Origin of the sequence: Pseudomonas sp. DE0010 (assembly GCF_007680745.1) — a bacterium.
GTDB classification, from domain to species: Bacteria; Pseudomonadota; Gammaproteobacteria; order Pseudomonadales; family Pseudomonadaceae; genus Aquipseudomonas; species Aquipseudomonas parafulva_B.
This window is the reverse complement of record NZ_VEJQ01000001.1, coordinates 209625-222385: the sequence shown is the minus strand read 5'-3', so window position 1 is coordinate 222385 and position 12761 is coordinate 209625. Positions and strand designations below refer to the sequence as shown.

Sequence of the window (12761 nt, the reverse complement as noted above, 5' to 3'; positions counted from 1 at the left end):
AAGCCTCTCGCCAAGGCCTGCCCACTCAGAGCCCGCTGCGAAACCTTCCCCTGGCCTCATGCAGGCGCCTTGGCGCTACACGGTGTGCAGGTACCAGTTGTATTCGAGGTCGGAAATCGACACCTCGAATTCGGCCAGCTCGCTGTCCTTGCAGGCCGCGAAGATATCGATGTAGTGCGCACTGATGTATTGCCTGAGTACGTCACTGTCTTCCAGCGCACGCAACGCGTCGCGCAGGTTGTTCGCAAGGCTCTGTTCCAGTTGCTCGAAAGCATTGCCTTCAATGGGCGCCTGCGGCTCGATCTGGTGGGTCAGGCCATGGTGAACGCCAGCAAGAATCACCGCAAGCATCAGGTAGGGATTGGCGTCTGCACCTGCCACGCGATGTTCCAGGCGCGTGCTTCGGCTGTTTTCTGTCGGTACACGCAGGGCGACGGTACGGTTATCCAAGCCCCAGCCTGGGGCATTTGGCACATTGAACTGGGCGCCGAACCTGCGATACGAATTGATGTTCGGGCACAGGAAGGCCATGGACGCAGGTAGCGTCTGCAGCATGCCGCCGATAGCATGGCGCAGCGCGTCGCACCTCAGTGGGTCTTCGCTTGCAAAGAGGTTCCTGCCGCTGTGTTTTTCCACCAGCGACAGGTGAACATGTAGACCACTGCCCGCCTGGCCGGGATAGGGCTTGGCCATGAATGTCGTGTCCATTTCGTGGTCGTAGGCAACGTTCTTGATCAGGCGCTTGAGCAGGATCGCTTGATCACAAGCTTTCAGAGGGTCGGCCACGTGATGCAGATTGACCTTGAACTGCGCAGGCGCGCTTTCCTTGACGATGGCATCCACCGGCAAGCCCTGGGCCTTTGCCGCTTCGAGAATGTCCTGCAGGCAGTCGGCGTACTCGTCCAGGTCGTCGATGAAGTAGGCCTGGGTCGAATGGGCACGCTTTCCGGATAACGGCGAGCGCGGCGGCTGCGGTCGGCCATTGAGGTTGTCCTGGTCGATCAGGTAGAACTCGAGCGCCAACGCAACGCACAGGGTCAGGCCCAGCGCGTCGAACCGGCTCACGACCTGACGCAAGACCTCGCGCGGATCGGCGAAGAACGGCTGACCGTCCAGTTCGTGCATGGTCATGAGCAACTGGGCGGTGGGACGCTTCTGCCAGGGCTCGTGCGCAAGCGTACCGGCAATGGGGTAGCAGATGCGATCGGCATCGCCCATATCCAGGCCCAGCCCGGTGCTTTCCACGGTGGCGCCGTTGATATCGAGCGCAAACAGCGATGCCGGCAGGTTGATGCCTCGCTCATACACCTTGTGCAAGCTCGCCCGCTCGATGCGCTTGCCACGCACGACTCCATTCATATCGGCAATCAGCAAGTCGACGTACTGGGTGTCGGGATGTGCCTGCAGGAAGTCATTCATCTCACGTGAGGAAGAACGGGCGCACGGGGCTACCGACGTCATGGCTGTACATCCTTTGCTTGGCTGCGGCGATGTGGAGAGACGGCTGGCGCCTGGTAGGCGACGATGGTTGCAGCTGTTGTTGTTTTCACTTTCCCATCGTGGGGATTGGTAACCGCAGCGGGCGCATTGATTCCCGGGGGTCGTTTCACTATAAAATGGCTCTGACGCAACAGACATTGGCAATTCGGCAACGAGAGCGTGCACCAATGCAATATCAAATTACCCATGCCGATCTTTCCTTGGTTCTGGCGTTGGAACGCGGGCGCTCTCTGGCCAAGGCGGCCGAGTTGCTCAAGGTGGACGTATCGACCGTCTTCCGGTCGATACGCCGCCTGGAGTCGGCGCTGGGCACGGCTCTGTTCGTCAAGAGCCGCAAAGGCTACTTGCCTACTGATACTGCACAGGCCCTGGCCGAGCAGGCCGAGCGCGCCGAGCAAGCACTCGAGGCGGCGCGCATTGCCATGACCAGCGGTGAACAGGTCGTCAGCGGCACCGTGCGGCTGACCTGCACTGAGGCCGTCATGCACAGCCTGCTGCTGCCTGCACTGGCCGACTTCATGCAGAATTACCCCGCGCTGTCGCTGGAGATGGGCACCTCAAACGTGTTCGCCAACCTCAGCCGGCGAGATGCAGACATCGCCCTGCGCCTGACCAACACGCCGCCTGAGCACCTGGTAGGGCGCAACCTGGGCTCGACTTCCTACGTGATATGCGGCCAACCCCATTGGCGCGACCGCCTCGATGAAAGTGCCAGCGCGGTGCCATGGATCGCGCCGGATGACGCCATGCAGGACCATCCGACGGTGGTCTGGCGCAACCAGCAACACCCTGGCCTGAGCCCGCGCTACCAGTGCAGCGGCATGTCCACCATTGCCCAACTGGTCACCGCTGGCCTGGGCGTGGCAGCGCTGCCGGACTACATGGTGCATAGCCTGCCAGGGGTCGATGCACTCAGCGGGCCGCTGCCAGGTTGCGACACCCAGTTGTGGCTCTTGACCCGACCGGACTGCCGCGCGCTGCGCTCGGTCCAAACCCTCTTCGAGGAGCTCACCCCGCGGTTGCGCGACGCAATGCTCTGAGGTTATTGTCAGGACCATTGCAAGCGTCTATGGCGGCCCTTGCACTGCGTCCCAGAGGTATCGTCAGGCTTGGCAAACGCGGACGTGCACCGCAGTACCTGAATGACTCGCAGCGCACCGCACGGCGGCGCTCGACAAAACAGCGCTTCCCTATTGGCTGGTGAATTTTTATACTATCGAGTCCGCCTGCCCACTAATGGGCTGCACGCCTACCGCATTTGCTACTGAGGAAGACCATGGCCCGCGTAACTGTTGAAGACTGCCTGGAACACGTGGATAACCGTTTTGAGCTGGTCATGCTCTCGACCAAGCGCGCTCGCCAGCTGGCGACCGGCGGTAAAGAGCCACGCGTTGCGTGGGAAAACGACAAGCCCACCGTCGTTGCCCTGCGCGAAATCGCCGAAGGCATCGTGACCAACGAATTCATCGCCGCTGAAGAAATTGTCACCGAGGATCCGGTCTTTGCCGCGTTCGAGGACGAGTCGAACGAGGCTGTCTGATTGATGCCCGGTCGACGTCGCAAGGCGCAAGGCCCCCTATCTCGGCAGGAGGCTAAGCCATGCCGGGTATAGAGGCCTTGGCCGAACGGCTGTCGACTTACCTGGGCCCCGAACAGGTCAACCTGGTACGGCGTGCCTACTTCTACGCAGAACAAGCGCACGATGGGCAACGTCGCCGCAGTGGCGAGCCCTACGTAACGCACCCGTTGGCCGTGGCCAGCATCCTTGCCGACATGCACATGGACCATCAAAGCCTGATGGCGGCCATGCTCCATGACGTGATCGAAGACACCGGCATTGCCAAGGAAGCCCTCAGCCAGCAGTTTGGCGAGACGGTTGCCGAGCTGGTGGACGGCGTCAGCAAGCTGACCCAGATGAACTTCGAAACCAAGGCCGAGGCGCAAGCCGAGAACTTCCAGAAAATGGCCATGGCCATGGCACGCGACATTCGCGTGATCTTGGTCAAGCTGGCCGACCGCCTGCACAACATGCGCACCCTGGAAGTGCTGTCCGGTGAGAAACGACGCCGGATTGCCAAGGAAACCCTCGAGATCTACGCCCCCATCGCCAACCGCCTGGGGATGCACACGGTACGCGTCGAGTTCGAAGACCTTGGCTTCAAGGCCATGCACCCGATGCGCTCGTCGCTGATTCATCGCGCCGTCAAGAGTGCACGGGGCAACCGCAAGGAAATCGTCGCCAAGATCGAGCAGTCGCTGGCCAACTGCCTGGCTGCCGACGGTATCGAAGGCGAAATCAGTGGCCGGCAAAAACACCTCTATGGCATCTACAAGAAGATGCGCGGCAAGCGTCGCGCCTTCAACGAGATCATGGACGTGTATGCCTTCCGCATCATCGTCGACAAGGTCGATACCTGCTACCGCGTCCTCGGTGCCGTGCACAACCTGTACAAACCGCTGCCAGGGCGGTTCAAGGACTACATCGCCATTCCCAAGGCCAACGGCTATCAGTCGTTGCACACCACCTTGTTCGGCATGCACGGCGTGCCCATCGAAATCCAGATCCGTACGCGCGAAATGGAAGAGATGGCCAATAACGGTATCGCTGCGCACTGGCTGTACAAGGCCAATGGGGATGAGCAGCCCAAGGGCAACCACGCCCGTGCCAGGCAGTGGGTCAAAGGCATCCTTGAATTGCAGCAGCGTGCAGGCAACTCGCTGGAGTTCATCGAGAGCGTCAAGATCGACCTGTTCCCGGACGAGGTCTACGTCTTCACGCCCAAAGGCCGCATCATGGAGCTGCCAAAGGGCTCCACTGCCGTGGACTTCGCCTACGCGGTGCACACCGACGTTGGCAACAGCTGCATCGCATGCCGTATCAACCGGCGCCTGGCACCGCTCTCCGAGCCGTTGCAGAGTGGCTCGACGGTAGAGATCGTCAGCGCACCGGGGGCTCGACCCAATCCGGCCTGGCTCAATTTCGTGGTCACCGGCAAGGCGCGCACACATATTCGCCATGCGCTCAAGCAGCAGCGCCGCTCCGAATCCATCAGCCTGGGCGAGCGGCTGCTCAACAAGGTACTGACTGGTTTCGACAGCGCGCTGGAGCAGATTCCCCGCGAGCGCGTGCAGGCCATCCTCAGCGAATACCGCCTGGAGTTGATCGAAGACCTGCTTGAAGACATCGGGCTGGGCAACCGCATGGCTTACGTGGTCGCGCGCCGTCTGCTGTCTGCAGAAGGCGAGCAACTGCCGGCCCCCGAAGGTCCGCTGGCGATTCGCGGCACCGAAGGCCTGGTGCTCAGCTATGCCAAGTGCTGCACACCGATTCCGGGTGACCCGATCGTGGGCCACCTTTCGGCGGGCAAGGGCATGGTTGTGCACCTTGAGAACTGCCGAAACATCAGTGAAATTCGCCACAACCCCGAGAAATGCGTCCAGCTTTCCTGGGCCAAGGACATCACTGGCGAATTCAACGTCGAGTTGCGCGTAGAGCTGGAGCACCAGCGCGGCCTGATTGCCTTGCTGGCCAGCAGCGTCAACGCGGCCGATGGCAACATCGAGAAGATCAGCATGGACGAACGCGACGGCCGTATCAGCGTGGTCCAACTGGTGGTCAGCGTGCACGACCGCGTGCACCTGGCGCGTGTGATCAAGAAGCTGCGTACCCTGACCGGTGTGGTTCGCATCACCCGCATGCGTACGTAGTCCGCCAACCGCAAGGAGTCATCATGAGCAAGACCGTCATCAACAGCGACAAGGCCCCTGCCGCCATCGGCACCTATTCGCAGGCGATCAAGGCCGGTAACACCGTGTACATGTCTGGCCAGATCCCGCTGGATCCCAAGACCATGGAACTGGTCGAAGGCTTCGAGGCCCAGACCGTCCAGGTGTTCGAGAACCTCAAGGCTGTGGCCGAAGCAGCAGGCGGTTCGTTCAAGGACATCGTCAAGCTGAACATCTTCCTGACCGACCTGAGCCATTTCGCCAAGGTCAACGAGGTGATGGGTCGCTACTTCGAGCAGCCTTACCCCGCTCGCGCCGCCATCGGCGTGGCCGCGCTGCCAAAAGGCGCGCAGGTCGAGATGGACGCCATCCTCGTCATCGAGTGATGCCCCAGGCGGCGGGCATTGCCCTCGCCGCCTTCTCTCTCCTGGAAGGTTCCCGACATGCGCATAGCATTGCCTCTTACGCTGGCAGCCCTGGTCTTGGGCGGCTGCGCCAGCCACAAACCTGAAGACTTCAACGGCACCTGGATCAATCAGGACGCCATCACTGCGGCCGTCAAGCAAGGCAACCTTCGCCAGGCCCTGAACGAGCATGGCCCGGTCTTCGAGTGGAAGCTCGATGTTGCCACCCAGCGCGCCAGCTACAGCAACGGGTTCGAGGCCTCGGACGGCCAACTCAGCGCCAATGACAAGCAGTGGCTGGCCACCTTCGAAGGCGGTGCCACCGAGCAACTGTCGCTGGACGGCGACGAACTGCAAACAGTCGACCAGCAAGGCGCGAAACAGCGCTTCGAGCGTGCCAAGACGCCCAGTGGCAACAATGCGCCACTGGGCAGCAGCTTCGAGCAGGCGCTGTACCAGGCTTATCTCGGCGGCGCCTGGACAATCATGGAGGGCCCAGGCAAGGGCGCCAACGTAACGTTCAGCGACAGCGGCAACGTCACCGGCCTGCCCGGTCCGGATCGTTTCGCCCTGTGCCTGGCCGGTGATTGCGCAACGATGGGCGGCAGCAATGACAGCCTGTGGCTGGAGCGCAACCAGCGCGGGGCACCGTTCATCATCAAGCGCAATGGCAATCAGCTGGAAATCTTCCAGGCGGTGAACCGCGCCCAGCCGGATGAAATGCCGATGCTCGCAGCCGGCAAGCGCCAGTGGCTGCTGCAACACAACTGACGATAACCCCAGCCGGCGCGCAGGTAACACGCAAGCTACCTGCGCGCCGAGCAGGCGATCATTGCTTCAGGATCGCTGCGTAACCTTCCTTGTAACTGGGGTATTGCGGCGACCACCCCAGCTCCCGCGCGCGGGCGTTGCTGCAGCGCTTGCTGCCCGTGCGACGCACACGCTCCTCATCGGACCACTGCGTAACCCCCAACTGCTCACGCAGCCAGGCCACGACTTCGGCCAGCGGCGCCGGGCTATCGTCCACGCCGATGTAGCAATCGTCCAGCGCCTTGCCTTGGCTGTCGCATTGCAGCAGGAATGCCAGCAGGCTGGCAGCATCGTCCACGTGAATACGGTTGCCATACAACGGCGGTTGCTCGGCGACGCGATAACCCTGACGCACCTGACGCAACAGCCACTCTCGGCCTGGCCCGTAGATGCCGGTCAGGCGAACCACGCTGGCTGGCGCAGCACCGGACAGCGCCAGCCTTTCAGCCTCGAGCATGATGCGCCCCGAGTACCCCTCAGGTTCGGTGGCCGATTGCTCATCAACCCACTCCCCACCCTTGTGCCCAAACACGCTGCTGCTGGACACGAACAAAAGGCGTCGGGGTTGGTGCCCACGCTCGGCCAGCCAGCGCTGCACGTGACGCAACCCCTGGACATACGCCGCCTCATACCCTGCCTCGTCATGCTGGCTGGCAGCCACGCAATACACTACGTAGTCAGGTGCCCGCTCAGGCCAGGCAGCTGGGATATTCGGGTTCGACAGATCAGCCACAATCGGCGCTACGCCATCAGGCAACTGCGCCACCGAACGGCGCAGGCCGCTGACCTGCCAACCACGCGCCAGCATCTGCCGAGCCAGGCGACTGCCGACGTCCCCACATCCTACGATCAACACACTCAAGTCAGACATCTGAAGCCTCTAGGGCCGATTGCTCAGCCCGTCTGCAGGAGAAAAAGCAACAATATTACTTTTGTTAACAAGAATTACTTGCAATAATGGCGACCAAATTGTTCTCGGCCTGCCTCGAGGCCTTGAAGAACGCTCACCCATCATCTTCATCAGGTCCGGCCAGCATGACACGTACCCAACCTTCCGCTTCGCCAACCCCATCGCGCGCCTGGCGCGCCACCGCTGCGCTGATTCTCAGCCTGGCGCTGGCCCCGGTCGCTATGGCCGATGAGCCCAATGCCGCTGCCCCAGTGACGGCCCCAGCGGCCAGCGCTGCTGCGCCAGCTAGCGCTCCGGCCGGCGAAGCGGCACCGGGTACCGTTGCACAGGCTCCGGCTGCTGCAGACCCTGACGCGCAAGCCCTGGTGGAAGATACCTCGCTCGGCATGGCCCATGATCTGTCGCCCTGGGGCATGTACAAGAACGCCGATGTCGTGGTCAAGGCCGTCATGATCGGCCTGGCCATCGCCTCGATCATCACTTGGACCATCTGGATCGCCAAAGGCTTCGAGTTGATGGGCGCCAAGCGCCGCCTGCGCGGGGAAATCGCCCGCCTGAAGAAATCCGCCAGCCTCAAGGAAGCCAGCGAAGTCTCCGACAAGCAAGGCACCCTGGCCCACACCCTGGTTCACGATGCGCTCGAGGAAATGCGCCTGTCGGCCAATGCCCGCGAAAAGGAAGGCATCAAGGAGCGTGTGAGCTTCCGCCTGGAGCGACTGGTACACGCCAGCGGACGAAATATGAGCAGCGGCACGGGCGTGCTGGCCACCATTGGTTCTACTGCGCCATTCGTGGGCCTGTTCGGCACCGTGTGGGGCATCATGAACAGCTTCATCGGCATCGCCAAGACCCAGACCACCAACCTCGCCGTGGTCGCCCCGGGTATTGCCGAAGCGCTGCTGGCCACTGCACTGGGCCTGGTTGCCGCCATCCCGGCAGTGGTCATCTACAACGTCTTCGCCCGCTCCATCGCCGGCTACAAGGCGCAGGTGTCCGACGCTTCGGCCCAGGTGCTGCTGCTAGTCAGCCGTGACCTGGACCATCAGGGCAGCGATCGCGCCGCCCCGCACATGGTGAAAGTGGGGTAAGCCATGGGCCTGCATCTTAACGAAGGTGGCGACGACCTCGCCGAAAACCACGAAATCAACGTGACGCCGTTCATCGACGTGATGTTGGTGCTGCTGATCATCTTCATGGTCGCAGCGCCCCTTGCCACGGTCGACATCAAGGTCGACCTGCCTGCTTCGACGGCCAAGCCGGCGCCCAGGCCCGAGAAGCCTGTCTTCGTCAGCGTCAAGGCCGACCAGAAGCTCTATGTCGGTGATGACCCGGTCCCAACGCCCGAGCGCCTTGGCCCGATGCTGGACGCCAAGACCAAGGGTGACAAGGACACCACCATCTTCTTCCAGGCCGACAAAGGCGTGGACTACGGTGACCTGATGGAAGTGATGAACAACATGCGCGCGGCCGGCTACCTCAAAGTCGGTCTGGTAGGTCTTGAGACGGCAGCCAAGAAATGACGAAGACGCGGCACAATCTGGCGCGTTACAGCGGCAGCCTGGCGCTTGTGCTGGGTGTCCATGCCGTCGCTGTGCTGCTCATGCTCAACTGGTCGGTGCCCCAGGCCATCGAACTGCCGCCGGCAGCCATGATGGTCGAACTGGCACCGCTGCCGGAGCCTGCGCCACCACCCCCTCCCAAAGCAGTTCCCCAGCCACCGGCGCCGGTCGAAGAACCCCCGCTGCCGAAGGTAGTGGAAGCCCCTAAACCCAAGATTGCCATTCCCAAGCCGCCCAAGCCGAAGGCCAAGCCACAGCCGCCCAAGCCTGAGAAAAAGCCTGAGCCGCCGAAGGAAGCGCCGCCCACCAAGGAAACGGTAGACGCGCCGCCGAGCAATACGCCGCCGCAGAAGTCCGCAGCGCCCGCGCCGAGCGTCGCATCCAACAGCACCGCACTGCCGACCTGGCAGAGTGACCTGTTGCGCCACCTGGCGAAGTACAAGCGGTACCCGGAAGACGCGCGGCGCAGAGGCTTGCAGGGCATCAATCGCCTGCGCTTCGTGGTCGATGCCGAGGGCAAGGTCGTGTCGTATTCACTGGCCGGTGGGTCGGGTAGTGCGTCCCTGGACCGGGCAACCATGGAAATGATTCGGCGCGCGGGCAAGGTGCCCAAACCGCCAGCTGAGCTGCTGAACAACGGGACGATCGAAGTCGTCGCGCCGTTCGTTTACTCACTGGACCGCCGCTGACGTTTTGTTTCTGTCACAAGTCGGCAAGTCTGATAACGTGCGTCTATCGATTGCAGCCGCTATGCTGGGCTCGCAACTTCATGGACGCACGTTATGACCCTCACAGAACTCCGTTACATCGTCACACTCGCCCAGGAACAGCACTTCGGCCATGCGGCCGAGCGTTGCCATGTGAGCCAGCCTACCCTCTCGGTGGGTGTGAAGAAGCTCGAGGATGAGCTCGGCGTACTGATCTTCGAACGCAGCAAGAGCGCGGTGCGCCTCACGCCGGTTGGCGAAGGCATCGTGGCCCAGGCTCAGAAAGTGCTCGAACAGGCTCAGGGCATCCGCGAACTGGCCCAGGCCGGCAAGAACCAATTGACCGCCCCGCTCAAGGTGGGCGCGATCTACACCGTCGGCCCCTACCTCTTTCCTCACCTGATCCCCCAGCTGCACCGTGTGGCCCCGCAGATGCCGTTGTACATCGAGGAAAATTTCACCCATGTGCTGCGTGAGAAGCTGCGTAACGGTGAACTGGACGCGGTGATCGTCGCCTTGCCCTTCAACGAGGCCGACGTGCTGACCCTGCCGCTCTATGACGAGCCTTTCTGCGCACTGATGCCAGCCGACCACCCGTGGACGGCGAAGAAAACCATCGATGCGGCATCGCTCAACGACAAGAGCCTGTTGCTGCTGGGCGAGGGTCACTGCTTCCGTGACCAGGTGCTGGAGGCGTGCCCCACCCTGAACAAGGGCGGTGAAGGCGCCCGCCACACCACGGTCGAATCCAGCTCGCTGGAAACCATCCGCCACATGGTGGCCTCTGGGCTGGGTGTCTCCATCCTGCCGCTGTCTGCCGTGCACAGTCATCACTACGCACCGGGCGTGATCGAAGTGCGTCCGCTGACTGCACCAGCGCCGTTTCGTACCGTGGCGATCGCGTGGCGCGCCAGTTTCCCGCGGCCCAAGGCCATCGAGATTCTTGCCGACTCGATCCGCCTGTGCTCGGTCGCCAAAACGCCCACCGAGCAAACTGCCTGAGCCATGAGTGAGTTGTCGAAGGTACCGGTCACTGTGCTCAAGGGTGTCGGTGACGCCATGGCGCAGAAGCTTGCCAAGGTGGGCCTGGAAAACCTGCAGGACGTGTTGTTTCACCTGCCCTTGCGTTACCAGGATCGCACCCGCGTGGTGCCGATCGGGCAACTGCGGCCAGGGCAGGACGCGGTGATCGAGGGCGTGGTCAGCGGCGCGGACGTGACCATGGGCAAGCGACGTAGCCTGGTCGTTCGTCTGGGCGACGGGAGCGGCGTGCTGAGCCTGCGCTTCTACCATTTCAGCAACGCACAGAAGGAAGGGCTCAAGCGCGGCACTCACCTGCGTTGCTATGGCGAAGCCCGGCCGGGCGCATCGGGCCTGGAGATCTATCATCCGGAATACCGTGCACTGAACGGCGACGAACCGCCGCCGCCGGTCGAACAGACGCTTACCCCGATTTACCCGTCTACCGAGGGGCTCACCCAGCAACGGCTACGCCTGCTCTGCCAACAGAGCCTGGCCTTGCTCGGGCCGCGCAGCCTGCCGGACTGGCTGCCCGAGGAGCTTGCGCGCGATTATCAGCTGGCCCCGTTGGACGATGCCATACGGTACTTGCACAACCCGCCGGCTGATGCCGACCTCGATGAGCTTGCCGAAGGCCACCACTGGGCCCAGCACCGCTTGGCATTCGAAGAGCTGCTGACCCACCAGTTGTCGCAGCAGCGATTGCGCGAAAGCCTGCGCAGCCTGCGCGCGCCGGTGCTGCCCAAGCCATCACGCCTGCAGGACGAGTACCTGGCCAATCTCGGCTTCAAGCCTACCGGGGCGCAGCAGCGGGTCGCCAATGAAATTGCCTACGACCTCAGCCAGCACGAACCCATGCTGCGCCTGGTGCAAGGTGATGTGGGCGCCGGCAAGACCGTGGTCGCGGCACTGGCAGCCCTGCAGGCGTTGGAGGCGGGTTACCAGGTTGCGCTGATGGCACCTACCGAGATTCTTGCCGAGCAGCACTACATCACCTTCAAGCGCTGGCTGGAGCCACTGGGCATCGAAGTCGCCTGGCTGGCCGGCAAGCTCAAGGGCAAGGCCCGGGTCAGTGCACTGGAGCAGATCGCCGCCGGTGCGCCAATGGTGGTGGGTACCCACGCCCTGTTCCAGGAAGAGGTCAAGTTCAAGCACCTCGCCCTGGCCATCATCGACGAGCAGCACCGTTTTGGCGTTCAGCAGCGTCTGGCTTTGCGCAAAAAGGGTGTGAATGGCGAGTTGTGTCCTCATCAGCTGATCATGACGGCGACGCCCATTCCGCGCACGTTGGCCATGAGCGCCTATGCTGACCTGGATACTTCCGTGCTGGACGAATTGCCTCCCGGGCGTACACCGGTCAACACGGTGCTGGTGGCCGACAGCCGTCGCTTCGAAGTGGTCGAGCGGGTACGCGCCGCCTGTGCTGAAGGGCGTCAGGCCTACTGGGTCTGTACCCTTATTGATGAGTCTGAAGAGCTGACCTGCCAGGCCGCCGAGAGCACCTACGAGGAACTTGGCAGCGCCCTGGGCGAATTGCGGGTCGGGCTGATTCACGGGCGTATGAAACCGGCAGAAAAAGCCGAGATCATGGCGCAATTCAAAGCCGGTGATCTGCAGCTGCTGGTTGCCACGACCGTGATCGAAGTCGGCGTCGATGTGCCCAACGCCAGCCTGATGATCATCGAAAACCCGGAGCGCCTGGGGTTGGCCCAGCTGCACCAGTTGCGTGGGCGGGTGGGCCGTGGCAGCGCTGCCAGCCACTGCGTTCTGCTGTATCACCCGCCCTTGTCACAGGTGGGCCGCGAGCGCCTGGGCATCATGCGCGAAACCAATGATGGCTTCATCATCGCGGAAAAGGACCTGGAGCTGCGCGGCCCGGGCGAGATGCTCGGCACGCGCCAGACGGGTCTGCTGCAGTTCAAGGTCGCTGACCTGATGCGCGATGCCGATCTGCTCCCGGCCGTTCGTGATGCAGCCCAGGCATTGGTGGCCCGCTGGCCGGAACATGTCAGCCCCTTGCTTGAACGCTGGCTGCGTCACGGGCAACAGTACGGCCAAGTCTGACCCAAGCGGTCAATGGATCCAGCCTCCCGGCGAGGCTGGTTATACTTCGCTTTTAGGAACC

12 protein-coding genes are annotated in these 12761 nt (G+C 62.6%); 10 read left to right on the top strand and 2 right to left on the bottom strand.

Annotation, left to right across the window (positions count from 1 at the left end; genetic code table 11):
• Window positions 1-75 precede the first annotated feature (75 nt).
• Window positions 76-1461: a glutamine synthetase family protein gene (locus FS767_RS01050; protein WP_144963907.1), complete on the bottom strand. Its 1386-nt coding sequence runs from the start codon at window positions 1459-1461 to the stop codon at window positions 76-78.
• Window positions 1462-1667: 206 nt separating this feature from the next.
• On the opposite strand from FS767_RS01050, the gene FS767_RS01045 reads away from it, so the two are divergent.
• From FS767_RS01045 to FS767_RS01025, 5 genes are all read left to right on the top strand, one after another.
• On the top strand, window positions 1668-2540 hold the full coding sequence (locus tag FS767_RS01045; protein WP_144963906.1) for a LysR family transcriptional regulator: 873 nt from the start codon (window positions 1668-1670) through the stop codon (window positions 2538-2540).
• Between the two features lie 236 nt (window positions 2541-2776).
• Window positions 2777-3040: a DNA-directed RNA polymerase subunit omega gene (gene rpoZ / locus FS767_RS01040; protein ID WP_012312123.1), complete on the top strand. Its 264-nt coding sequence runs from the start codon at window positions 2777-2779 to the stop codon at window positions 3038-3040.
• Window positions 3041-3099: 59 nt separating this feature from the next.
• Window positions 3100-5208: a bifunctional GTP diphosphokinase/guanosine-3',5'-bis pyrophosphate 3'-pyrophosphohydrolase gene (gene spoT, locus FS767_RS01035; RefSeq protein ID WP_027913364.1), complete on the top strand. Its 2109-nt coding sequence runs from the start codon at window positions 3100-3102 to the stop codon at window positions 5206-5208.
• Between the two features lie 23 nt (window positions 5209-5231).
• Window positions 5232-5612, top strand: coding sequence for a RidA family protein (locus FS767_RS01030; RefSeq protein WP_009684531.1), 381 nt, complete (start codon window positions 5232-5234; stop codon window positions 5610-5612).
• 57 nt (window positions 5613-5669) lie between these two features.
• Window positions 5670-6401 (top strand): hypothetical protein, encoded by a 732-nt coding sequence (locus tag FS767_RS01025; protein ID WP_144963905.1) that lies wholly within the window; start codon window positions 5670-5672, stop codon window positions 6399-6401.
• A 58-nt stretch (window positions 6402-6459) separates the two neighbouring features.
• On the opposite strand, the gene FS767_RS01020 is transcribed toward FS767_RS01025, so the two are convergent.
• Entirely contained in the window at window positions 6460-7311 is an 852-nt protein-coding gene (locus FS767_RS01020) for an SDR family oxidoreductase (protein WP_144963904.1), read from the bottom strand.
• 164 nt (window positions 7312-7475) lie between these two features.
• Here FS767_RS01020 and exbB point away from each other — a divergent pair, with 164 nt between their 5' ends.
• The 5 genes from exbB (at window position 7476) to recG (ending at window position 12700) form a co-directional block, all read left to right on the top strand.
• Window positions 7476-8438 (top strand): tonB-system energizer ExbB, encoded by a 963-nt coding sequence (gene exbB / locus FS767_RS01015; protein WP_144963903.1) that lies wholly within the window; start codon window positions 7476-7478, stop codon window positions 8436-8438.
• A gap of 3 nt (window positions 8439-8441) precedes the next feature.
• Window positions 8442-8870 (top strand): TonB system transport protein ExbD, encoded by a 429-nt coding sequence (gene exbD / locus FS767_RS01010; protein ID WP_058602766.1) that lies wholly within the window; start codon window positions 8442-8444, stop codon window positions 8868-8870.
• Window positions 8867-9598 (top strand): energy transducer TonB, encoded by a 732-nt coding sequence (locus FS767_RS01005; protein WP_027913359.1) that lies wholly within the window; start codon window positions 8867-8869, stop codon window positions 9596-9598. The genes exbD and FS767_RS01005 overlap by 4 nt, the downstream gene beginning before the upstream one ends.
• Before the next feature lie 93 nt (window positions 9599-9691).
• Complete coding sequence (locus FS767_RS01000; protein ID WP_023532770.1) at window positions 9692-10618, top strand: hydrogen peroxide-inducible genes activator; 927 nt, start codon at window positions 9692-9694, stop codon at window positions 10616-10618.
• Window positions 10619-10621: 3 nt separating this feature from the next.
• Complete coding sequence (gene recG / locus FS767_RS00995; protein ID WP_144963902.1) at window positions 10622-12700, top strand: ATP-dependent DNA helicase RecG; 2079 nt, start codon at window positions 10622-10624, stop codon at window positions 12698-12700.
• Window positions 12701-12761 lie beyond the last annotated feature (61 nt).

Excerpts from the sequence above, each read along its gene's own strand:
- FS767_RS01050 (WP_144963907.1), bottom strand. The coding sequence starts at position 1,461 with ATGACGTCGGTAGCCCCGTGCGCCCGTTCTTCCTCACGTGAGATGAAT.
- FS767_RS01045 (WP_144963906.1), top strand. The coding sequence starts at position 1,668 with ATGCAATATCAAATTACCCATGCCGATCTTTCCTTGGTTCTGGCGTTG.
- rpoZ (WP_012312123.1), top strand. The coding sequence starts at position 2,777 with ATGGCCCGCGTAACTGTTGAAGACTGCCTGGAACACGTGGATAACCGT.
- spoT (WP_027913364.1), top strand. The coding sequence starts at position 3,100 with ATGCCGGGTATAGAGGCCTTGGCCGAACGGCTGTCGACTTACCTGGGC.
- FS767_RS01030 (WP_009684531.1), top strand. The coding sequence starts at position 5,232 with ATGAGCAAGACCGTCATCAACAGCGACAAGGCCCCTGCCGCCATCGGC.
- FS767_RS01025 (WP_144963905.1), top strand. The coding sequence starts at position 5,670 with ATGCGCATAGCATTGCCTCTTACGCTGGCAGCCCTGGTCTTGGGCGGC.
- FS767_RS01020 (WP_144963904.1), bottom strand. The coding sequence starts at position 7,311 with ATGTCTGACTTGAGTGTGTTGATCGTAGGATGTGGGGACGTCGGCAGT.
- exbB (WP_144963903.1), top strand. The coding sequence starts at position 7,476 with ATGACACGTACCCAACCTTCCGCTTCGCCAACCCCATCGCGCGCCTGG.
- exbD (WP_058602766.1), top strand. The coding sequence starts at position 8,442 with ATGGGCCTGCATCTTAACGAAGGTGGCGACGACCTCGCCGAAAACCAC.
- FS767_RS01005 (WP_027913359.1), top strand. The coding sequence starts at position 8,867 with ATGACGAAGACGCGGCACAATCTGGCGCGTTACAGCGGCAGCCTGGCG.
- FS767_RS01000 (WP_023532770.1), top strand. The coding sequence starts at position 9,692 with ATGACCCTCACAGAACTCCGTTACATCGTCACACTCGCCCAGGAACAG.
- recG (WP_144963902.1), top strand. The coding sequence starts at position 10,622 with ATGAGTGAGTTGTCGAAGGTACCGGTCACTGTGCTCAAGGGTGTCGGT.